Source organism: Lutibacter oricola, assembly GCF_900106565.1.
Taxonomy (GTDB): Bacteria; Bacteroidota; Bacteroidia; order Flavobacteriales; family Flavobacteriaceae; genus Lutibacter; species Lutibacter oricola.
Genome location: NZ_FNNJ01000001.1, coordinates 395,893 through 417,283 on the forward strand (window position 1 = coordinate 395,893; position 21,391 = coordinate 417,283).

22 protein-coding genes are annotated in these 21,391 nt (G+C 29.6%); 16 read left to right on the forward strand and 6 right to left on the reverse strand.

All coding sequences use genetic code 11. The annotated features are described in order from the left end of the window. The first annotated feature begins 3 nt into the window (after positions 1-3). Positions 4-2,211, forward strand: coding sequence for a patatin-like phospholipase family protein (locus BLU40_RS01720; protein ID WP_090119094.1), 2,208 nt, complete (start codon positions 4-6; stop codon positions 2,209-2,211). 53 nt (positions 2,212-2,264) lie between these two features. On the opposite strand, the gene BLU40_RS01725 is transcribed toward BLU40_RS01720, so the two are convergent. Together BLU40_RS01725 and BLU40_RS01730 are read right to left on the reverse strand one after the other, a co-directional pair. Beyond that, positions 2,265-3,818, reverse strand: coding sequence for an Rne/Rng family ribonuclease (locus BLU40_RS01725; protein ID WP_090119096.1), 1,554 nt, complete (start codon positions 3,816-3,818; stop codon positions 2,265-2,267). A gap of 280 nt (positions 3,819-4,098) precedes the next feature. Continuing rightward, the gene (locus tag BLU40_RS01730; protein ID WP_090119098.1) at positions 4,099-4,389 is read right to left on the reverse strand and encodes an HU family DNA-binding protein; all 291 of its coding nucleotides are present in this window, start codon (positions 4,387-4,389) and stop codon (positions 4,099-4,101) included. A gap of 131 nt (positions 4,390-4,520) precedes the next feature. Here BLU40_RS01730 and mutY point away from each other — a divergent pair, with 131 nt between their 5' ends. Genes mutY through BLU40_RS01755 form a run of 5 tightly spaced genes read left to right on the forward strand, consistent with a single transcriptional unit; the run spans position 4,521 to position 8,987 of the window. After that, positions 4,521-5,561: an A/G-specific adenine glycosylase gene (mutY, locus tag BLU40_RS01735; protein WP_090119100.1), complete on the forward strand. Its 1,041-nt coding sequence runs from the start codon at positions 4,521-4,523 to the stop codon at positions 5,559-5,561. A 37-nt stretch (positions 5,562-5,598) separates the two neighbouring features. Continuing rightward, positions 5,599-6,036: a single-stranded DNA-binding protein gene (locus BLU40_RS01740; RefSeq protein ID WP_090119102.1), complete on the forward strand. Its 438-nt coding sequence runs from the start codon at positions 5,599-5,601 to the stop codon at positions 6,034-6,036. 21 nt (positions 6,037-6,057) lie between these two features. After that, complete coding sequence (gene gldE / locus BLU40_RS01745; RefSeq protein ID WP_090119104.1) at positions 6,058-7,365, forward strand: gliding motility-associated protein GldE; 1,308 nt, start codon at positions 6,058-6,060, stop codon at positions 7,363-7,365. Between the two features lie 18 nt (positions 7,366-7,383). After that, on the forward strand, positions 7,384-7,935 hold the full coding sequence (gldD, locus tag BLU40_RS01750) for a gliding motility lipoprotein GldD (RefSeq protein WP_090120278.1): 552 nt from the start codon (positions 7,384-7,386) through the stop codon (positions 7,933-7,935). Next, complete coding sequence (locus BLU40_RS01755; RefSeq protein ID WP_090119107.1) at positions 7,935-8,987, forward strand: COX15/CtaA family protein; 1,053 nt, start codon at positions 7,935-7,937, stop codon at positions 8,985-8,987. Before gldD ends, BLU40_RS01755 begins: the two co-directional genes overlap by 1 nt. Before the next feature lie 56 nt (positions 8,988-9,043). Here BLU40_RS01755 and BLU40_RS01760 read toward each other — a convergent pair whose 3' ends face one another. Further along, the gene (locus BLU40_RS01760) at positions 9,044-9,364 is read right to left on the reverse strand and encodes a hypothetical protein (protein WP_090119109.1); all 321 of its coding nucleotides are present in this window, start codon (positions 9,362-9,364) and stop codon (positions 9,044-9,046) included. A 64-nt stretch (positions 9,365-9,428) separates the two neighbouring features. After that, a complete protein-coding gene (locus tag BLU40_RS01765) occupies positions 9,429-9,809 on the reverse strand; it encodes a heavy-metal-associated domain-containing protein (RefSeq protein WP_090119110.1) in 381 nt (126 codons plus the stop codon). Between the two features lie 87 nt (positions 9,810-9,896). On the opposite strand from BLU40_RS01765, the gene BLU40_RS01770 reads away from it, so the two are divergent. Next, a complete protein-coding gene (locus BLU40_RS01770) occupies positions 9,897-10,769 on the forward strand; it encodes a DMT family transporter (RefSeq protein WP_090119113.1) in 873 nt (290 codons plus the stop codon). A 55-nt stretch (positions 10,770-10,824) separates the two neighbouring features. Here the strand turns inward: BLU40_RS01770 and BLU40_RS01775 are convergent, their stop codons facing one another. Together BLU40_RS01775 and BLU40_RS01780 are read right to left on the reverse strand one after the other, a co-directional pair. Then, positions 10,825-12,885: an insulinase family protein gene (locus tag BLU40_RS01775; protein WP_090119115.1), complete on the reverse strand. Its 2,061-nt coding sequence runs from the start codon at positions 12,883-12,885 to the stop codon at positions 10,825-10,827. 4 nt (positions 12,886-12,889) lie between these two features. Beyond that, entirely contained in the window at positions 12,890-14,206 is a 1,317-nt protein-coding gene (locus BLU40_RS01780; protein WP_090119118.1) for a M16 family metallopeptidase, read from the reverse strand. Between the two features lie 307 nt (positions 14,207-14,513). Between BLU40_RS01780 and rplU the strand changes: the two genes are divergently transcribed. From rplU to BLU40_RS01825, 9 genes are all read left to right on the forward strand, one after another. Beyond that, positions 14,514-15,173, forward strand: coding sequence for a 50S ribosomal protein L21 (rplU, locus tag BLU40_RS01785; protein ID WP_090119119.1), 660 nt, complete (start codon positions 14,514-14,516; stop codon positions 15,171-15,173). 34 nt (positions 15,174-15,207) lie between these two features. Next, positions 15,208-15,468, forward strand: coding sequence for a 50S ribosomal protein L27 (gene rpmA, locus BLU40_RS01790; protein WP_090119121.1), 261 nt, complete (start codon positions 15,208-15,210; stop codon positions 15,466-15,468). 85 nt (positions 15,469-15,553) lie between these two features. After that, positions 15,554-16,789, forward strand: coding sequence for a 3-deoxy-D-manno-octulosonic acid transferase (locus BLU40_RS01795; RefSeq protein WP_090119123.1), 1,236 nt, complete (start codon positions 15,554-15,556; stop codon positions 16,787-16,789). Continuing rightward, positions 16,786-17,418, forward strand: a complete 633-nt coding sequence (locus BLU40_RS01800; protein WP_090119125.1) for a Crp/Fnr family transcriptional regulator — start codon at positions 16,786-16,788, stop codon at positions 17,416-17,418. The genes BLU40_RS01795 and BLU40_RS01800 overlap by 4 nt, the downstream gene beginning before the upstream one ends. Before the next feature lie 49 nt (positions 17,419-17,467). Further along, positions 17,468-18,025 carry a YeeE/YedE family protein gene (locus BLU40_RS01805; RefSeq protein WP_090119127.1) on the forward strand — a complete coding sequence of 186 codons (558 nt, stop codon included), beginning with the start codon at positions 17,468-17,470 and terminating at the stop codon, positions 18,023-18,025. 3 nt (positions 18,026-18,028) lie between these two features. Beyond that, a complete protein-coding gene (locus tag BLU40_RS01810) occupies positions 18,029-18,442 on the forward strand; it encodes a DUF6691 family protein (protein ID WP_090119129.1) in 414 nt (137 codons plus the stop codon). A gap of 10 nt (positions 18,443-18,452) precedes the next feature. Continuing rightward, positions 18,453-19,085, forward strand: a complete 633-nt coding sequence (locus BLU40_RS01815; protein ID WP_090119131.1) for a Crp/Fnr family transcriptional regulator — start codon at positions 18,453-18,455, stop codon at positions 19,083-19,085. After that, positions 19,085-20,071 carry a GTP 3',8-cyclase MoaA gene (gene moaA / locus BLU40_RS01820; RefSeq protein WP_090119134.1) on the forward strand — a complete coding sequence of 329 codons (987 nt, stop codon included), beginning with the start codon at positions 19,085-19,087 and terminating at the stop codon, positions 20,069-20,071. Before BLU40_RS01815 ends, moaA begins: the two co-directional genes overlap by 1 nt. Positions 20,072-20,134: 63 nt before the next feature. Next, the gene (locus tag BLU40_RS01825) at positions 20,135-21,331 is read left to right on the forward strand and encodes a molybdopterin molybdotransferase MoeA (protein WP_090119136.1); all 1,197 of its coding nucleotides are present in this window, start codon (positions 20,135-20,137) and stop codon (positions 21,329-21,331) included. The last annotated feature ends 60 nt before the right edge of the window (positions 21,332-21,391 follow it).

Below are 21,391 nucleotides of genomic sequence, written 5' to 3' on the forward strand. Positions count from 1 at the left end.
CTTATGAAGAAAGCATTTTTTTTAGTACTGTTATTTACATTCAGTTTACTTCAATCGCAAACTAAAAAAGACGTAAAAGTTGGTGTAGTTTTAAGTGGTGGAGGAGCCAAAGGTTTTGCTCATGTTGCAGTTTTAAAAGAGTTAGAAGCAGCAAATGTTAGAGTAGATTATATTGGTGGTACAAGTATGGGCGCTATTGTTGGTGCTTTGTATGCTTCAGGATATAGTGCTAACGAGTTAGATTCTATTATTAAGTCGTTAGATTTTATGAAAATAATTTCTAATGATTTACCAAGAAAGTCAAAACCATTTTATGAGAAAGAAACTGGCGAAAAATATGCGCTAACATTACCAGTAAAAAAAGGAAAAGTCGGAATTCCTAAGGCTGTTACCGACGGTCAAAATGTAATGAATTTATTAACTAGACTAACGCAACATGTTAATAATATTGAAAATTTTGATCAATTACCAATTCCGTTTTTATGTATTGGTACAGATTTAGAAACAGGAAAACAAAAAGTGTTTAGAAAAGGTTTTTTGCCAGAAGTAGTAAAAGCAAGTGGTTCTTTTCCAACATTATTAGCTCCGGTAGAAATTGATGGAAAATTGTATTCAGATGGTGGAATTGTAAATAATTTTCCTGTTGATGAAGTGAAAGCAATGGGTGCTGATATAATTATTGGCGTAGATATACAAGATGGGCTTAAAAAGAAAGAGGAATTAAATTCTGCACCAACAATTATTAATCAAATTGTTGGGTTTCAAATGTACCAATCTATTGAAGAGAAAAGAAAACATGTAGATGTTTTAATTCGTCCAGATTTAAGTAAATATAATGTAGTTTCTTTTGATGATGCTGATGCAATTATGAAAATTGGTAAAGATGCTACGGTAGCATTTAGAGATAAGTTTCAAGAAATAAGCAAGCAACAAACAAAAACAAAGAAAATTGATATAGATTTTAATAATGTAAAAGAATTTCATATTAAAAAAATTAATATTGAAGGAAATGAGAACTATACAAGAGCTTATGTTTTAGGTAACTTGAACCTTAAAAAAAGAGATACAACAAGTTATGGAAGTTTATTATCTAGTATAAATAATTTGTACGCTACAGGTAATTTCGAAAGTATTCAGTACAAAATTAATAGTGAAAAAGATGGAGCTACTGTAGATTTTAAAGTGAAAGAAAATAGAGTATCTAACTATTTTCAGATAGGAATACATTATGATGATTTGTATAAAACAGGTATTTTAATTAATGGTTTAACAAAGCACTTGTTATTTAAAAATGACATGCTTTCGGCAGATTTTGTATTAGGAGATAATATTCGTTATAACATTAATTATTTTATAGATAATGGGTTTTATACCAGTTTTGGAATAAAATCGCGTTACAATAGGTTTAATGCAAATATTTTATTTGATTCAGAAAATGTAAATAAAATTAACCTAGAATATGAAGATTTTACAACTCAGGTGTATTTACAAACAGTATTTAATAGAAGGTTTGCAATTGGAGCAGGAGTAGAGCATAAAAGATTAAAGGTGTATACAGAAACTGTTTCAACAGTAGAAAACAATATAGGGTCTGCTGAAGAAGGAAAGTTTTATTTTGATAAATCAGATTATTTAAATGGAATTGGTTATATAAAGTTTGACTCGTATGATAAGGAATATTTTCAGAAAAAAGGAGCATATTTAGATGCCGAATTTAGATGGTATTGGGCGTCATCAGATCATAACAATAATTTCGAGCCATTCTCTCAGTTAAAAGGTAAAATTGGTTTTGCGCATACCGTTTTTGATAAGCTAACACTTCAATTTAATTCTGAAGCTGGAGTTACTATTGGAAATAACGATAATGTGGTTTTGCAATATGGTGTTGGAGGTTATGAGGCTAATTATATAAATACTTTAATTCCATTTTATGGTTATGAATTAGGAGAACTTAATGACAACTCCTTTTTAAAATCTGCATTTACTTTAAGATATGAGTTTTTGCCTAAAAACTATTTTTCAGCTACAGCAAATTATGCTAGAGTTGAAGATGATGTATTTGATAAGGGGAGTTTGTTTGATAATACCAAGTCTGGTTATATGGTAGGATATGGTTTAGATACCTTTTTGGGGCCTGTTGAAATAAATTATACTTGGTCACCAGATCATAATGAAAATTACTGGTATTTTAACGTTGGGTATTGGTTTTAAAAAAAGCCCTACAACTCTAAGTTGCAGGACTATTTTTGATATTGTGAGTGCCTTTATTTAATATATTTACCTTCGTTATCTGTAAAATCGAAACGTAAATATTGGTATGCATCTCTTGGTAAAATTTTAATCCACTTTTTGTATTTCATAAACCATTTTTGTTGAATGGATGGTACTCCCTTTTTTAAATAAGCCGCAATAAAAGGATGTGTATTTACTGCTATTTTATTATGTTTTTGAGACAAAATAAGTTTATCTAAATCAGCTTCAATTTTTTCTAATAATACAATTGGAGCTTCAACTTCACCATTTCCACTTGGATTTGGTTCTTTTGTTTTAATAACCAACTCAGGTCTAACACGTTGGCGTGTAATTTGAACTAATCCAAATTTACTTGGTGGTAATATTTTGTGTTTTGTTTTATCAAATGCCATTTCTGCTCTTAAGTGCTCATACAATTTTTGTCTGTGCTCTGCAGTATGCATATCAATAAAATCTACTACAATTATTCCACCCATATCTCTTAACTGTAATTGTCTTGCAATTTCAGAGGCAGCTATTAAATTTACTTCAAGCGCTGTATCTGCTTGTGAGGAAGCCTTATTAGATCGGTTTCCACTATTTACATCAATTACATGTAAAGCTTCGGTATGTTCAATTACTAAATATGCTCCTTTGCTCATAGAAACTGTTTTACCAAATGATGTTTTTATTTGGCGCTCAATTCCATATTTTTCAAAAATAGGAACTTTCGCTGTATGCAGTTTTACTATATTTTCCTTTTCAGGAGCTATTTCTTGTAAATATTCTTTAATTTCTAAAAACAAAGTATCATCATTTGTTACAATACTTGAAAAAGAATCGTTAAATAGGTCTCTAAGAATTGAAGATGCTCTATTTAATTCAGTTAATACTTTGGTAGGTGATTTTTGTTGCGACTTTGTGTTTTTTACTTTTTTACACATGGCAACCCAACGATCTAAAGAGTTTTGTAAGTCTTTATCTAGTTCAGCTACTTTTTTATTTTCAGCAACTGTTCTAATAATAACACCAAAACCTTTAGGTTTAATGCTTTTTACTAATCTTTTTAAACGTTCTTTTTCATTTGGATCCATTATTTTTTGTGATACTGAAACCCTGTCTGAAAAAGGAACTAAAACTAAATATCTACCTGCTATTGATAATTCGGAGCACATACGTGGTCCTTTTGTAGATATTGGTTCTTTTACAATTTGTACTAATGCGTTTTGACCTGTTTTTAGTACATCAACTATACTTCCGTTTTTATTAATATCGTTTTCTAGTCGAAAGTTTTTTAAAGTGTAATCTTTAATTTTACCTGTGCTAACACCGTTTATAAATTTATTTAAAGATTTTAATTGCGCACCTAAATCGTGATAATGTAAAAATCCGTCTTTCTCATAACCAACATTAACAAATGCTGCATTTAATCCGGATAGTACTTTACCAATTTTAGCTAAAAAAATGTCTCCTACAGAAAACTTATTTCCGTTAGTTTCATTATTTAATGCAATTAATTTACCGTCTTTTAATAAGGCAAAATCAATATCAGAGGAGTTCGATCTTATAATTAATTCTGTTTTCACTCTGAATTGGTTTTATGCTTATACCATATATTGTATACATATAGTATAAACGATTTATAATATGTTACAGGTTTTTATACCCAACAATAGTTGTGCTTTACAACTATTTATTTCAATGAACTTTTATTCTAAAGAAAAAGTAAGCTTAGCTTACTTTTTCTTTTTGTGTCTGTTAGCTCTCGCTCTCTTTTTACGTTTGTGTGTTGAGATCTTCGCTCTTTTTCTTTTTTTACCACTTGGCATAATTAAAAAGTATTTTTTGGTTAATAATTTTAGTAACTTATTTTACTGTTACTTTAGTTTTTACACCCTCTACAAACACTTTTGCAGGTTTAAATGCAGGTATGTTATGTGCTGGGATTTTTATTGTTGTATTTTTAGAAATATTTCTACCAGTTTTTTCAGCTCTAGTTTTAATTATAAAACTTCCAAAACCTCTTAAGTATACATTATCTCCGTTTTCTAATGATCCTTTAACTTCTTCCATGAACGCTTCAACAGCTGCTAATACATCAGCTTTTTCAATTCCAGATTTTTCTGAAATGTTCGATACGATTTCTGCTTTCGTCATTTTTATTATTGTTATATATGTTATTATAAAATTAAGACGGCAAATATATAATTAATATTCAAATCCAAAAAGTTAATTCGCTAAAATTTAATCATTTAAAACTTGTATTATTGCATTTTTATATAATTAACATGAAAATATCTAATCTGTTAATACAGTGGTACTTATCTAATAAACGAAATTTACCTTGGCGTAAAACTTTAGATCCTTATAAAATTTGGCTGTCAGAAATCATTTTACAGCAAACCAGAGTGGATCAAGGAACGGCATATTATCACAAATTTACTGAAAATTTTCCAACTGTTTTCGATTTGGCAAACGCAACCGAAGAAGAGGTTCTAAAACTATGGCAAGGTTTAGGTTATTATTCTCGTGCGCGTAACCTTCATTTTTCTGCAAAATATATAGTAAATAACTTAAATGGTGAGTTTCCATCAACCTATTCTGAAATTATAAAACTTAAAGGTGTTGGTGATTATACTGCTTCTGCCATTGCTTCTATATGTTTTAATGAAGCAACTGCAGTGGTAGATGGTAATGTGTATAGAGTTTTAGCTAGATATTTTGGAATTAGTACAGCTATAAATTCAACAAAGGGTATAAAAGAATTTAAAAACATAGCCCAAGAGCTTATAGTTGCAGAGCAGCCTGGCACGTTTAACCAAGCTATTATGGAATATGGTGCGCGAGTTTGTAAACCACAAAACCCTATTTGTGATACTTGTGAGTTAAATAATAGTTGTGTTGCTTTTGGTAAAAATGAAATTCAGAATTTACCCTTTAAAGAAAAGAAGATAAAGATTAAAAAACGCTACTTTAATTATATAGTGTTTAAAATGCCAAATAAAATAACTGTTATTGAAAAACGGATAAGTGGAATTTGGCAAAATATGTATCAATTTCCGTTAATAGAAACTTCAAAAGAAATTGATATTGAAGAGTTGTTGAGCAATAAAAAGTTTGATGAGTTGTTTCAACAAAAAAAAATAAATGTAAAGCTATTTAATAATGATTTGATTGTTCATAAGCTATCTCACCAGCATATTTATACAAAATTTTGGGTTGTTGAAGTAGATAATTGTGAGCTAGATACTATAAAATGGAGTGAAATTGGTAAATATCCTGTTCCTAAGTTGGTTGATAATTTTTTAAGCGAATATAAATTCAACTAATTTTTTTTGGTACATTTGATTTATAAAATGGTTAGTTATGGCAGGTACAATAAACAAAGTGATACTTATTGGGCATCTAGGAGATGAGGTTAAAATGCATTATTTCGATGGTGGAAATTGCTTAGGACGTTTTCCTATTGCGACAAACGAAACTTATACAAATAGGCAAACAGGAGAAAAAGTAACTACTACTGAGTGGCATAATTTAGTAGTTAGAAATAAACTTGCCGAAATTTGTGAAAAATACCTAACTAAAGGAGATAAAATTTATTGCGAAGGCCGTATAAAAACGCGTCAGTGGGAAGGTGAAGACGGAAATAAAAGATATTCTACAGAAATTCATGTAAACGACATGACATTTTTAACTACCAAAAAAGAATTGGTAGCTAAACCTGCAGAAACTCCTCCGGCAACACAACCTAAACCAGCAGAGCCAACAAATACAAATGGAGGTGATGATGATTTGCCGTTTTAAGTTTAATTAAATAATAATAAATTGGATCCTGAACCCACGATTTTATATTTAAATTTTTTTGCAAGCTTTAATATTTGGTTTTTATTAAGTGTTATTGTTTTGCTTATTTTATTAATGATGTCGGCATTGATTTCTGGGTCTGAAGTCGCTTTTTTTTCGCTTTCACAAACAGATATTGACCAAGCTACAGAATCTAAAAAAGGAAAAGATAAAATTGTAGTTGCACTTTTAGAAAATCCGCAAAAACTATTAGCAACTATACTTATAGCTAACAATTTTATTAATATTTTAATAGTACTATTATTTGCTTTTATTGGAGAATTTATTTTTGAAGAAACCATATCAATTCCTGTTAAATTTTTGATTGAAGTTGTTCTAGTAACATTTTTAATTTTACTTTTTGGTGAAGTTTTACCAAAGGTATACGCTACAAGAAATGGATTAAAGTTTGCTTCGATAATGGCAATGCCAATAAATGTGCTAAGCACTATATTATCTATAGTAAGTTTGCCGTTAATGAGTTTAACTAATGTTATTGAAAATAAATTAGGTAAAAAACAATCTAATCTTTCTGTAGAAAAACTTTCTCAAGCTTTAGAGTTAACGTCTGATGAAGCAACTACTAAAGACGAGCAAAAAATTTTAGAAGGAATTGTAAACTTTGGTAATACAGAAACGGCGCAAATTATGACGCCAAGAATAGATATTTTTGCCTTGTCTAGAGATGAGGATTACGAAAAAGTAATTTCTAAAATTGTAAAAAAAGGATTTTCTAGAAACCTTGTTTATGGTGAAAATGTGGACGATGTTGTTGGGGTTTTATATGCTAAAGATTTACTGCCGCATTTAAATAAAAAAGTATTTAATTGGCAAAAACTAATTAGAAATCCATTTTTTGTTCCTGAGAATAAAAAATTAGACGATTTGCTAAAAGAATTTCAAGAGAAAAAAAATCATTTAGCTGTTGTTGTAGATGAATATGGCGGAACTAGTGGAATTATTACGTTAGAAGATGTTATAGAGGAAATTGTAGGTGATATTAATGATGAATTTGATGATGATGATATTACTTACTCTAAATTAGATGAAAACAATTATTTATTTGAAGGTAAAACAAACCTAAAAGATTTTTATAAAATTTTAGAAATTAATGAAGAAAGTTTTAACAATAATAAAGGAGAATCGGAAACTATAGCGGGCTTTATTTTAGAAATTTCAGGAAGATTTCCAAAGAAAAATGAGATTATCAATTTCGAAAATTATGCATTTAAAATAGAGTCTATGGATAAAAAAAGAATTAAGAAAGTGAAATTTACAATTCATAACTAGATGTTAAAAGTTACTAAAATGAAGCATTTACTAATTTTTGCGTGTATAGGCTTGTTACTTTTTTCTTGTGGAAATGACCCAATTCCAAAGCCTAAGTCGTATTTAAAATTGGAGTACCCTGTTAATTCATATAAAAAAATGGATTTGCAAAAGGCTTATAGTTTTGAAGTTTCAAAATATACCCAAGTAAATACACGAGATAATGGTTGGGCAAAAATTGAATATCCAGAACTAAAAGCAACCATACATATTACCTATAGACCTGTAGATAATAACTTAAATGAAATTTTAAAAGAGGTTGAAAAACTAACTTTTGAGCATACTATTAAAGCAGATGCTATAAATTCTGTACCGTATGAGAATTTCAAAAAAAAGGTTTATGGTAAATTATATAATGTTGAAGGTGATGTTGCTACTAATCTTCAGTTTAGAGTTACAGATAGTGTAAATCATGTATTATCTGGAGCTTTGTATTTTTATGTAAAGCCAAATTATGATTCTATACTGCCGGCTATAAACTATATAGAAAAAGATATAAAACATTTAGTTGAAACACTAGAGTGGAAATAATGAAAAGTAAAAACTATAAATATTCACAACTTGTTAGGTTTTGGCTGTTAACAGGTTTAATAATGTTAATTGGCCAAGTAATTTTAGGTGGAATTACTCGTTTAACAGGTTCTGGACTTTCTATAACGCGCTGGGATATTATTACAGGTGTTATTCCGCCATTAAATACTGCGCAATGGCTTGATGCTTTTGAATTGTATAAGCAAACACCGCAGTTTCATAAAATAAATTCAAGTTTTACGCTAGAACAATTTAAGTTTATTTATTTCTGGGAGTATTTTCATAGGTTATGGGTACGCTCGTTAGGGTTTATATTCTTAATTCCGTTTATATGGTTTTTGTTGAAGAAAAAGATAGACTTCTATTTGGTAAAGCGATTATTGTTAGTTGTTTTTTTAACCGTTTTAACAGCTTCTGCTGGTTGGATTATGGTGCAGAGTGGATTGGTAAATAGACCTTGGGTAAACGCATATAAACTTACAGTACATTTTGTGTTGGCAATTTTTGTTGTTTGGGCAATGGTAAAAACAATTGCCGATGTTTATTGTTTTTCGAGCTTTAGGTTGGTTTCAAAAAAAATAGTTGGCTTTACATTGTTAGTAACTATAGTTCAAATGGTATTTGCAGGTTTAATGGCAGGTATGAAAGCTGGTTTATATTACCCAACTTGGCCAACAATGAATGGTGAAATGGTTCCTGAAGTATTAAAAGAGCATGCTAACTATACTTGGGCAAATATGATAAATTATGATAGTTACTTATTTGCGCCAGCTCTTATTCAATTTACACATAGGTTGCTAGCGTATATTTTAGTGCTATTAACTATTTATATGTTTTTTAAATTTAGAAATAAAGTAGAGGTAGTTTCTAAAATGTGGTTGAATTACACAGTGTTTTTAGTACTGCTGCAAACCGTGTTGGGTGTTTTAACAGTTTTAAATGTAAAGGGAGAAATACCTTTGTTTTTGGGAGTTGCACATCAATTAGTAGGGTTGCTATATTTTATTAGTTTACTATTTTTTTATTACTCAATGCGCGTTTTTAAAGCATAAAAAAAGCTTCAATATGAATTGAAGCTTTTCTAAAATTTTTGAAATAAAAATTAATGTTAGTTTTTTAAATCTTTAACATCTTTTTTTACCTCTTTAACAACTTTTTTCACGTTGTCTCCAGTTTTTTTAACAACTTCTTTTACATCTGTAGTAACTTCTTTAACTTCAGTTTTTAAGCTGTCTACTGTTTTTTCAACATCTTGTTTAACTTCTTCTACAGTTTTTGTAACTTCAGTTTTTGTAACTTCAACTTCTTTTTTTGCAGCTTCAACTTCTGTTTTAACTGCATCTTTAAGATCTTTTTTCTCTGTTTCTTTACAAGAGAATGCGAAAACACTAACAAGTGCAACCGCTACTAACAATTTGATTGATTTCATAATATTTTGATTGATTTTAAATATACCTACAAAGAAACAATAAAAAACCAATAATTAATAAGTTTTACTTAGATTCTTTAGAGATTAAATCAATGTCGGTAGTTTTTATTACTGAATATAAATCTCCGCCAGCAATTTTTTCAATTTCACTTTTAATATCTTCTTTGTTTATTTTGTTAGCATCATAAGTAATTTCGCCTTTTTTGTTTTCAAAAGAAACATTGGCATAAGTAACACCATCAAATTTATATAGTTTAGATTGAATTAGTTTGGCGCAACCAATTTCGCATGTCATTCCTTCAATTTCAACTTCTACACTTTCTAATTTCTCAGCAAGCTTTTCAGTTTTAACTTCTTTTGAAGTTGGAGTGTTATTTTGTTTTTTAGCTTGGTTACAAGAAACTAGTGTTAAAACAGTAACCAGTATTAATAGTAGATTTTTCATTTATTATAGTTTTATTTTTCAACGAAATTATAAACTTATTACTTCAATTCCGAATAAAAATTCGATTTTTGCATTTTATTTAACGCCATGGATCATAAAAAACTACGTTGGGTATTTCTTTTTGTACTAGCAATAATTTGGGGAAGTTCATTTATTTTAATGAAATATGCTTTGCTAAGTTTAAGCCCAATACAAGTTGGAGCAATTAGAATTTTAATAACAACGCTTTTTTTATTACTAATTGGTTTTAAAAAGTTAATAACTATAAAACGAAGGCATTGGTATTATTTAACGTTGAATGGTTTTGTTGGTACCTTTTTTCCTTCATTTTTGTTTGCTTATGCTGTAGATAAAATAGATAGTTCTATAGCTTCTATTTTAAACTCTTTTACACCTTTAAATACATTAATTTTTGGAGCGTTGTTTTTTGGTTTTGGTTTTAAAAAACGACAATTATTTGGGGTTTTAGTTGGTTTAATTGGTACTGTTTTATTGATTTTGAAGGGAGCAGAAGTAAACCCTAATCAAGACTATTTTTACGCTAGTTTTATACTTTTTGCAACAGTAGGTTATGCTTTTAATGTAAATATTTTAAAGAAGTATTTACATGATTTGGATGCGCTAAGTATAACGGTAGGTAATTTTGTTTTAATGATGTTTCCTGCATTGATTGTACTTTGGTATTCTAACTTTTTTGAAACCTTTGTGCCTTCCAAAGAAAATTTAAAAGGAATTATGTATTTAGCTGTTTTAGCAGTAATTGGTACTGGATTGGCTAAAATTATGTTTAATAGGTTAATTCAAATTTCTACTCCAATATTCTCATCTTCGGTTACCTATTTAATTCCGATTGTAGCAATTTGTTGGGGGCTTTTTGATGGTGAAAAAATTACTTTATTACAAGTTGCATCTGGTTTTGTAATTTTATTAGGTGTGTATATGGTTAATAAAGCTAAATAAAAAAGCGACTTATACATAATTGCATAAGCCGCTTTCATAAATTAACTAGAAAAATCTATTCAAAGTCGCTATTTGTAACGCCTTCGTTAATTTTAGCTTCTTTAACTAAAAATTTAATTTTTTGAGGTCCCATATCCATTTCAACGGTATGTGGAATTTTAATTCCGTTCACTTCTTTGTAATCATGAAAACTAAATCCTTGTTTCATTTTTTTACCCATTGCTTCAATTTCTGTAACTTGTTTTAGTTTTAAGCCAGATTTTACTGCGTAATAAATAGTGGTGTCATCTCCTTTAGAAACTACATAAGCATCTTGTCCATCTACAGGTTCAATATTTACAAGTTTAACATTGTGGTTTGTAATAAAACCAACTTCAGGAAAAGGAACTGTAGATGAATTAGATTTTTTAATCTCATCTTCAGTCATTTCTTTTTTCATTCCGCGTTGTTCGTTATAACCAGTTTCTCCGTTAAATTTCATTTTAGACATAACCATTCCCATACCAGAAACTACAACAGATTGTTTGTTTGGTGCCATAGATTTGTTCTCCATAGTTAACACCATTCCTTGCATAGATGCTTCTGCTTTTGTTGAAGAAGTTTTAATATTTTTCACTTTGTTAACACCACCAATAGCATTTAAATAGTTGTTAAAAACAGTTTCTTTAGTAACACCTTCTGGAATTGCTTTAGTTAACTCAGGTTTTTCTGTTGAATTACCTTTAGTATCGAAATAATTTATTTTGTAAGGTAGTTTATCTAAGTTTGGAATAACATCAACAGCTTTACCAACAACAACTATTCTAGCATTATCTTTATTAAAGTACTTTTTAGCAACTCTTTGAATATCATTAATAGTTACTGCATTAATTTTATCTAGGTATGTTTTATAGAAATTGCTAGGTAAATTATTAGTTCTAGAATTTAACGCGTAACGAGCAACCGTTTCTGGTTTTTCTATGTTTCTAACAAAGCTACCGATGTATGTTGCTTTAACAGTTTTAAGTTCTTCTTCAGTTACTTTTGTAGTTCTAATAATGTTTAGTTCTTTCATTGTTTCCATAACAGTACTATCTGTTACGGCGTTTCGAACTTGAGCACCTGCAGAAAACAAAGCGCGAGTATTTTTGTTAGGTCTTAAACTAGATCTTGCTCCGTAAGTATACCCGTGAGCTTCTCTTAAATTCATATTTAAATGACTATTAAAATCTCCACCAAATATTTGATTTGCTAAAAGTAAAGCGTGGTAATCTTCATCGGTCATTTTAAAATCTACTGTGCTTAAAACCGTAACGTCAGATTGAACTGCGTTTGGCATATTTATAAAGTTAATTTCAGTAGTTGCTACATTGTTAACTTCAGGTAAAGCAGTTGAAGGAATTACCCCTTTTTTCCAACTTTTTAAATTTTTTGAAACTAATTTTTTAATTTCTTTAAAATTTACATCACCAACAATAATTAAATAAGCATTGTTTGGTTTGTAATATGTATTGTAAAAATTTTGAACATCGTTTAAAGTAGTGTTTTCAATACTTTCTTTAGTAAGAAATTCTCCATAAGGATGGTTTTTACCATAGGCTAAAAGATATTTTAATCGGCGAGAAATGCTCTCAACACTTTTTTCTTCACCTTTAATACCGTCCAATAATATGTTTACTTCTTTATCAAAATCTTCTTGAGTAAATAGTGGGTTTTTAACACCATCAGCCATTAGTTGAAATAACTCTGGAAAATATTTAGATAAAGAGTTAAGTCTTGCGCTGCTACTGCCAAAAGATAATGAAGCTCCTAAATAATCAACTTTTTCATTAAAAGCATCTTTACTTATGTTAGTTGTTCCAGATCCTAAAAGACTTCCTAATAAACTAGAAACACCTGCTTTGTCACCTTCAGAAATAGGATTGTTATCTATGGTAAGTGTTGCTGATACACGTGGTAATTTATGATTTTCTACTACTAAAACTTTAAGTCCGTTTTTTAGTTCAAAAGTTTTTGGTGTACCTAAATTAATTTTTGGAGCTGGACCTGGTTTAGGTTGTATAGATCTATCAATTTGAGCGGTTACTGAAACTGAAAGAAAAAATATTGCTAGTATGTATAAATATTTTGTTTTCATCTGTTTATTCTTTTTCTTTTTTAGGTAAATAATCTAAAACTAATCGTTGATTTGTGTTTAGGTATTTTTTTGCAACTTCTCTAATTTCTTCTTTTGTAATAGAATTGTAAATTTCAATTTCAGTATTAATTAAATTTACATCTTTATAAAGCATATGATATTTAGCTAAAGAGTTCGCAATACCTTCAACACTAGAATTAGAATTAACAAATTGATTTTCGAATTTGTTTCTTAATTTTTGAAGATCTTTATCGGAGATAAGTTCAGTTTGAATTTTAACAATTTCTTCGTCCATTTCTTTAACTAAATCATCTAGCGTGTTTTCACCTAAAGGAAGAGCTAAAACTATATAAGCACCATAATCTTCTAAAGAGTAGTTGAAAGCTGCAACTTGCATTGCTTTTTTCTTATCGTCAACAAGTTTTTTGTATAGTCTAGAGCTTTTACCATCACTTAAAACTGTAGAAATCATATCTAAAACTCTAGCGTCTCTAGTTGTCATTGCAGGTGTACGGTATACAGTAAATACAGCAGGAATTTGAATATTTGGATCTTCAAAAGTTGCTTTTATTTCTGAGGTAATAGGATCTTCTTTAATAATTGACCTTTTAATATCTTCACCTCTTGGAATACTTCCAAAATAATCTTCGATGTGTTTTTTAGCAGCTCCTTTTTCAAAATCTCCTGCTACAACTAATACAGCGTTGTTTGGTACGTAGAATTTTTTGTTAAAGGCTTGAAATTCTTCAAGAGTAGAAGCATCTAAATGGTCCATAGAACCAATTGTGGTCCAGTGGTATGGGTGTTTTTTAAATAAATGTTTAAAAACTTCAGCATTCCAATGGCCGTAAGGAGCGTTGTCAACTCTTAATCTTTTTTCTTCTTTTACAACCTCATTTTGTGTGTCTACACCAATTTGATTAATAATTGGATGTAACATTCTTTCAGACTCCATCCATAAACCTAATTTTAAGTTGTTAGAAGGAAATACCTCATAGTAATAAGTTCTGTCTTGAGTTGTGTTAGCATTATTTGTACCTCCGTTTCCAGAAACAATTTTAAACCATTCTCCTCTACCAATGTTTTTAGTACCTTCAAATAAAAGGTGTTCGAAAAAGTGGGCAAATCCAGTTCTTTCTGGATTTTCGTCTTTAGCCCCAACATGGTACATTACAGATGTTGTAACTACTGGAGCTGAGTTGTCTTGATGTAAAATAACGTGCAATCCGTTATTTAAATCATACTCTTCAAAAGCTACTTGTTGTGCAAATGTAGTTACACTTAATAGCATTAATAGAGCTGTTAAATAAAAGTTTTTCATTTTAATTTATTTGTTATTTATTAATATTAAAGGCAATGAATGTAGGTCGACCGATTTAATAAATTGTTACATTTTAATTTATAGAAATTTGAGTCGAAGAATTTCATAGCTAATTTTCTCAAAAATAATTAACTTTTAAATGGTGGCCTACACTATTATTTTTTTTAACATAAATTTTAAGAAGTTTAATTTTACGTGCTGTAAATGAGCTTTTTAATATTTAAAATAAGTTTTGTGTAAAAAGAAAAAAGACTTATATTTGCACCCGCCTTAATAGAAGGTGATTAATGAATAAAAAATTATACTTATGTATGCAATTGTAGAAATAGCAGGGCAGCAGTTTAAAGTAGCGCAAGACCAAAAGGTTTACGTACACCGTTTACAAGGAGAAGAAGGATCAAAAGTTTCTTTTGATAAAGTTCTTCTTTTAGATAACGAAGGTGCAGTAACAGTTGGCGCCCCAGCTATCCAAGGAGCCGAAGTAACGGCTAAAATTTTAGGTCACTTACAAGGTGATAAAGTAATCGTTTTCAAAAAGAAACGTAGAAAAGGATACAAGAAAAAGAATGGTCATCGCCAGGCTTTAACTGAAATCCAAATCGAAGCTATTGCAGCTACTGGAGCAAAGAAAAAAGCGCCAGCTAAAAAAGCAGCACCTAAAAAAGAAGAAGCAGCTCCAGTAAAAAAGGCAGCAGCAAAAAAATCTGCATCTAAAGCAGATGATTTAAAGAAAGTTGAAGGTATTGGACCAAAAATCGCTGAGATTTTTGTTGCAGCTGGTATTGATACTTTTGCTAAATTAGCAGCAGCAGATGTTGAAGCGTTAAAAGAAATTTTAGCAGCAGCAGGATCTAGATATGCTTCTAAAAACCCAGGTTCTTGGCCAAAACAAGCAAAAATGGCTGCTGAAGGAAAATGGGATGAATTAAAAGTATGGCAAGATAACACTAAAGGTGGTATTGAATAACCAAATTTGTTTAACATTTTAAAACCATAACATCATGGCACATAAAAAAGGAGTAGGTAGTTCGAAGAATGGTAGAGAATCAGAATCGAAACGACTTGGAGTAAAAATATTTGGTGGACAAGCTGCTTTAGCAGGTAATATTATTGTACGTCAAAGAGGAACTCAACATCATCCTGGTGATAATGTTTATATGGGTAAAGATCACACATTACACGCAAGAGTTGACGGTGTGGTTCAATTCATAAAGAAAAAAGATAATAAATCTTATGTTTCTATTGATCCTATTGAGGCTTAGTAGTTAGATTTATACAAAATTTGAAACTCCCAAACTTTTTTAGTTTGGGAGTTTTTTTATACGCTATTTTGTACATTTGCTAACTATGTACTTTTTATATAATATAATAGTTTTAATAGTTACTGGTTTACTAAAAATAGTAGCTTTATTCAACAAAAAAATTCAATTATTTGTTGAAGGTCGAAATCAAACATTTAATAGGTTAAAAGAATCTATTTCTAAAAATGATGAGGTAATTTGGGTGCATTGTGCTTCATTAGGAGAATTTGAACAAGGAAGACCAATTATTGAAAAACTAAAGGTAGAATTTCCTTCAAAAAAAATAGTACTCACTTTTTTTTCGCCATCGGGCTATGAAGTAAGAAAGGATTATAACGTAGTAGATATAGTTTGTTATTTGCCTTTAGATTCTAAAAGTAATGCTAAAAAGTTTTTAGATATCGTTCACCCAGAAAAAGCAATTTTTGTTAAGTACGAGTTTTGGCCAAACTTATTAAGAGAACTTAAGCAAAGAGAGGTAAATACTATATTGGTGTCGGGAATTTTTAGAGAGAACCAAGCGTTTTTTAAAAGTTATGGAAGTTGGATGCGGAACTCATTAAAAGCATTTTCACACTTTTTTGTGCAAAATAAGGTTTCTGAAAGCTTATTGAAAAATGTGGGTTTTAACAATGTAACACTTTGTGGAGATACCCGTTTTGATAGGGTTTATGAGATTACACAACAAAACAATAAGTTAAATTTTATTGAAGAGTTTACAGCGAATAACCACATTTTGGTTGCTGGTAGTAGTTGGAAAGAAGATGAAGATTTATTGGTTGAGTATATTAATAATAATTCTAAAGAAGGTGAGAAGTTTATAATTGCACCACATAATATTAAACCTACAGAAATTGAGGAGTTAAAAAACTCAATTACAAAGAAAGTAGTATCGTTTTCAGAAAAAGAAACTAAAAACTTAAACAATTATCAAGTATTTATAATTGATACAGTAGGTATACTTACAAAAATTTATAGCTACGCACATGTTGCGTATGTTGGTGGTGGTTATACAAAATCTGGAGTTCATAATGTATTAGAACCAGCTTGCTATGGTGTACCTGTGTTAATTGGGCCTAATTATCAAAAGTTTAATGAAGCAATAGAACTGGTAGATAATGGTGGATGTTTTGTGGTTGACAGTTCTGAAAAATTATCCTTACATTTAAAAAAGTTTTATAATGATAATGAAGAGCGTAAAAACGTAGGGCAAAAATCATTAAACTATGTAGCTTCTAAAACTGGAGCTACCTTAAAAATATTAAACTATCTTAAAAAATGAGAGAAAAATTAGAGAGCTTTTATTCGTTTGTGTTTGAAAAGGAATTGTTAGACGAAATTGAACAAATAGGTGTTTATAAAAAGCTAAGAGAGAACGAACTTTTGGTAGATTTAGGAGATCAAATGAAAGGAGTTCCTTTATTATTAGATGGTGCAATTAAAATTGTGCGAGAAGATAAAAAAGGGGAAGAAATTTTACTTTATTTTTTAGAAAGAGGAGATACTTGTGCGAGTTCTTTTGCAAGTGCAATCTCTAACGGGAAATGTGGAATTAGAGCTATTGCTGAAAAAGATTCGGAAATTATTTTTCTTCCAAAGGAAAAATTAGATGAGTGGTTAGTTAAATATAAATCGTGGAGAAATTTTGTAATTGATAGTTACAATATTCGTCTAAACGAAATGATGGAAACAATAGATACGCTAGCATTTATGAGAATGGATGAGCGTTTGTATAAGTATTTAACCGATAAGGCTCAAATTTTAAGAGAAACAACATTAAATACTACACATCAAGACATAGCGTATGATTTGCATACGTCAAGAGTTGTGGTTTCTAGATTGTTAAAGCAGCTTGAAAATGAAGGGAAAATTCAGTTGCATAGAAACAGAATTGAGATTTTAGAATTTTAACTTTAAATTAAGTTTAAATTTTTTTAATACTAACTAAGAGAATTAAATTATGGATTTTATTATGCAGCCTTGGGCTTGGTTCGTTGCCGGGCCTGTTATTGCCCTGGTTATGTTTTTGATGTATTATTTTGGAGAACGCTTTGGTGTTTCGTCTAATTTAGAAACATTTTGCACTATTGGTGGTGCAGGAAAATTTACAGATTATTTTAAAGTAGATTGGAAACAAAACTCTTGGAACTTAATTTTTGTTTTGGGGGCAATTGTTGGTGGTTTTATTTCTGCGAATTGGTTAACTCCAACTAACGAGGTTGTGTTAAACCCACAAACAGTAAAAGATTTAGCAGATATTGGTATACAAAATGCCGGTAGCACTTATTTGCCAAGTGAGATATTTAGTATAGAAACTATGTTATCTTTAAAAGGTTTTATTGTGTTACTTGTAGCGGGTGTTTTAGTTGGTTTTGGAGCACGTTGGGCAGGAGGTTGTACCTCAGGGCACGCAATTGTTGGTTTAAGTAATTTAGAGTTACCATCATTAATTGCTGTAATTGGATTTTTTATAGGTGGTTTAATAATGACCTGGTTAATTTTACCCTTAATATTTTAAACAATGAAACATATAAAGTTTTTTTTAATAGGTATTCTGTTTGGAATAGTAATGAGTAAAGGAGAAATAATTTCGTGGTACAGAATTTACGAAATGTTTAAATTTCAATCGTTTCATATGTACGGAATTATAGGTTCGGCAGTAACAATTGGACTTGTTGTAATGTTTTTATTCAAAAAGAAAACATTAAAATCTTTTGAAGGAAATGAAATACGAATTTCTCCAAAAAAGAAAGGTTTATACCGTAATTTATTTGGCGGAATTTTATTTGGTTTAGGTTGGGCCTTAGCAGGCGCTTGCCCTGGTCCAATGTTTGTGTTGGTTGGTAAAGGTGTATTGGCTATATTAGTAGTAATATTTGGAGCAACTTTGGGAGCGTTCTTCTACGGTGTTTCAAAAGATAAGCTTCCACATTAAAACTACTGCCATGAAAATTGATGAAATAGTAAAATCAAGCTTTTCAGAAATTTTTGAAAGTGAATTACTTCAAGAAATAATAAAATATGGTGTATTAAAAAAAGTAGACCCAAAAACTATTATTGTTGAAGTTAGACGTGATGTTCAATTTATTCCGTTAATTGTTTCTGGTATAGCAAAAGTAAAAAGGAGAGACGGTAAGGGAAATGGTATTTTTCTTCATTATTTATCGGCAAAAGAAACGAGCGCTATTGCTATTTCATCAGCAATTCAACATAAAAAAAGTGAAATTAGAATTAAAGCCGAAAATATTGTTACTTACATTGCTTTACCTATAAAAGTAGTAAGTTTATGGTTTTCAAAATATAATAATTGGAGAGCTTATTTTTTTAATTTAAATGAAAAACAAACTTCACTATTAATAGAAAAAATTAACGATATTGCTTTTAATGACTTAGAATTTAGGTTGGTAAAATATCTTGAAGAAACTAGTTTTGTAAAAAACGACCATATTATTTATAGAAAACATTTTGATATTGCTAGAGATTTAAAAGTATCTAGAGAATCAATTTCAAGAGTATTAAAAAAGCTAGAAAAAGAAGAAATTTTAACTTTAGGAAGAAATAAAATTATTCTAAATTAATGCAGTTAACAGATAAATTTGGTAGAAAAATTAGCTATTTACGCTTAGCAATTACAGATAGGTGTAATTTGCGATGCCAATACTGTATGCCAGCTAAAGGTATTGATATTGTAAGTAGAAAGGAGTTACTTACTTATAAAGAAATGTACCGTATTACTCGAGTTCTTTCGGAATTAGGTGTTAATAAAGTTCGCTTAACAGGAGGAGAACCATTTGTAAGACGAGATTTTATTAACTTTTTAGAATCGTTAGCTTTTAATGATAAATTAGAAGAAATAAATATAACTACTAACGGAGCTTTAATTTCTAATTATATAGACAAACTAGAAGAACTAAAAATAAATTCGATTAACCTAAGTATAGATAGTCTTAAAAAAGAGAAATTTGCTCAAATAACTCGAAGAGATGTTTTTACAGAAGTTTATAAAACTTTTGAATTACTAGAGCAAAGTAATTTAAAACTAAAGTTAAATATAGTTGTACAATCTGGCTTTAATACCGATGAGATAATTGATTTTGTAGAACTTTCAAAAAATAAAGAAATTGATGTTCGCTTTATAGAAGAAATGCCTTTTAATGGTAAAGGTCAGCGAAATATGCAAGAAGAATGGAATTACCATAAAATAATTGAACATATTAAGGGTAATTATCAAGAAATTGAAACGTTAGTATCAAAAAAATCATCTACATCTGTTAATTACAAAGTACCAAATTATAAGGGTACTTTTGGTATTATTCCTGCGTTTACAAGAACTATTTGTAACGATTGTAATAGAATACGAATAACAGCAACAGGTATGTTTAAAAACTGTTTGTTTGATGGCGGAGTATTTAACGTGCGAGATTTTATAAGAAATGGAGCAAGCGATAATGATTTAAAGGAACTGTTTATAAATACAGTTCAACAAAAACCTGAAAATGGATTTATTGCTGAAGCTAATAGAGGTAACGATGTTTCAGAAAGTATGTCAACCATAGGAGGCTAAAATTGTTAGAACTACAATAAGTAATTTAATTGTCATTCCTGCGAAGGCAGGAATCTATATAATATGAACTTAACAACAGTACAAAAAGCATTAGAAATAATATTAAACAACACCGTAGATTTTGGTGTTGAAGAAATAGATTTTTTAGAAAGCGAAGGCCGTGTTTTAAAAGAAAATATTATTGCCGATAGAGATTTCCCTCCATTTGACAGAGTAAGTATGGATGGAATTTCAATTGATATAGAAGCTTTTAAAAAAGGGCAAAGATCTTTTAAAATTGAAGGTGTTCAAGCAGCTGGAAGTCCTCAACTAACATTAGACAATTCTGAAAACTGTATGGAAACTATGACGGGTGCAATGCTTCCAAAAAATACAAATGCAGTTATTCAATATGAACTATTAGATATTGAAAATGGTATTGCTACTTTAAATGTTGAAGAACTAAAATATTTTCAAAATATTCATAAAAAAGGATTGGATAGAAAAACTGGAGCTATTTTAATTAAAAAAAATAAGATAATAACTTCAGCAGAAATAGGTGTGTTGGCAACTGTTGGAAAATCTAAAGTTAAAGTAGCTAAACAACCAAAAGTAATAATTGTTTCAACAGGAAATGAATTGGTTGAAGTAGTTGAAACTCCTGCAGAGCATCAAATAAGAAGAAGTAATGTGTATACATTGGTTTCTATATTAAAACAGTTAGGAATTAAAGCTGAAACAGCTCATATTTTAGATGATAAAGAGGTTTTAAAAACTAAAATTGAAGACTTTTTAACCAATTTTGACGTGTTATTGTTTAGCGGAGCAGTATCTAAAGGTAAATTCGATTTTATTCCAGAAGTATTAGAAGAATTAGGCGTTGAAAAACAATTTCATAAAGTAAAACAACGTCCCGGTAAACCGTTTTGGTTTGGTAAAAAACAACAAAAAACTATTTTTGCATTTCCTGGAAATCCGGTATCAACATTTGTAAGTTGTTTAAAATATTTTACACCTTGGTATAAAAAATCATTGGGAATTAATTTTACAAATAATCAGACAGCAATTTTGGCTGAAGATTTTACGTTTAAACCTAGTTTAACGTACTTTTTACAAGTAAAAATAACTCAAAAAGAAGGAAAATTAATTGCTACTCCAATTTCTGGAAAAGGTTCAGGAGATTTAGCAAATTTAGTAGATGCAGATGCTTTTTTGGAATTACCAGATGATAGAACTAATTTTACCAAAGGAGAGGTTTTTCCTCTAATTAATTATAGATAATAAAACACGGTCAACCACCAAAAGCAATTTGTAAAAACCGCCGTTGCTAGTAAAGCAAAG

Excerpts from the sequence above, each read along its gene's own strand:
- BLU40_RS01720 (WP_090119094.1), top strand. The coding sequence starts at position 4 with ATGAAGAAAGCATTTTTTTTAGTACTGTTATTTACATTCAGTTTACTT.
- BLU40_RS01730 (WP_090119098.1), bottom strand. The coding sequence starts at position 4,389 with ATGACGAAAGCAGAAATCGTATCGAACATTTCAGAAAAATCTGGAATT.
- mutY (WP_090119100.1), top strand. The coding sequence starts at position 4,521 with ATGAAAATATCTAATCTGTTAATACAGTGGTACTTATCTAATAAACGA.
- BLU40_RS01740 (WP_090119102.1), top strand. The coding sequence starts at position 5,599 with ATGGCAGGTACAATAAACAAAGTGATACTTATTGGGCATCTAGGAGAT.
- gldD (WP_090120278.1), top strand. The coding sequence starts at position 7,384 with ATGAAGCATTTACTAATTTTTGCGTGTATAGGCTTGTTACTTTTTTCT.
- BLU40_RS01755 (WP_090119107.1), top strand. The coding sequence starts at position 7,935 with ATGAAAAGTAAAAACTATAAATATTCACAACTTGTTAGGTTTTGGCTG.
- BLU40_RS01760 (WP_090119109.1), bottom strand. The coding sequence starts at position 9,364 with ATGAAATCAATCAAATTGTTAGTAGCGGTTGCACTTGTTAGTGTTTTC.
- BLU40_RS01765 (WP_090119110.1), bottom strand. The coding sequence starts at position 9,809 with ATGAAAAATCTACTATTAATACTGGTTACTGTTTTAACACTAGTTTCT.
- BLU40_RS01770 (WP_090119113.1), top strand. The coding sequence starts at position 9,897 with ATGGATCATAAAAAACTACGTTGGGTATTTCTTTTTGTACTAGCAATA.
- BLU40_RS01775 (WP_090119115.1), bottom strand. The coding sequence starts at position 12,885 with ATGAAAACAAAATATTTATACATACTAGCAATATTTTTTCTTTCAGTT.
- BLU40_RS01780 (WP_090119118.1), bottom strand. The coding sequence starts at position 14,206 with ATGAAAAACTTTTATTTAACAGCTCTATTAATGCTATTAAGTGTAACT.
- rplU (WP_090119119.1), top strand. The coding sequence starts at position 14,514 with ATGTATGCAATTGTAGAAATAGCAGGGCAGCAGTTTAAAGTAGCGCAA.
- rpmA (WP_090119121.1), top strand. The coding sequence starts at position 15,208 with ATGGCACATAAAAAAGGAGTAGGTAGTTCGAAGAATGGTAGAGAATCA.
- BLU40_RS01795 (WP_090119123.1), top strand. The coding sequence starts at position 15,554 with ATGTACTTTTTATATAATATAATAGTTTTAATAGTTACTGGTTTACTA.
- BLU40_RS01800 (WP_090119125.1), top strand. The coding sequence starts at position 16,786 with ATGAGAGAAAAATTAGAGAGCTTTTATTCGTTTGTGTTTGAAAAGGAA.
- BLU40_RS01805 (WP_090119127.1), top strand. The coding sequence starts at position 17,468 with ATGGATTTTATTATGCAGCCTTGGGCTTGGTTCGTTGCCGGGCCTGTT.
- BLU40_RS01810 (WP_090119129.1), top strand. The coding sequence starts at position 18,029 with ATGAAACATATAAAGTTTTTTTTAATAGGTATTCTGTTTGGAATAGTA.
- BLU40_RS01815 (WP_090119131.1), top strand. The coding sequence starts at position 18,453 with ATGAAAATTGATGAAATAGTAAAATCAAGCTTTTCAGAAATTTTTGAA.
- moaA (WP_090119134.1), top strand. The coding sequence starts at position 19,085 with ATGCAGTTAACAGATAAATTTGGTAGAAAAATTAGCTATTTACGCTTA.
- BLU40_RS01825 (WP_090119136.1), top strand. The coding sequence starts at position 20,135 with ATGAACTTAACAACAGTACAAAAAGCATTAGAAATAATATTAAACAAC.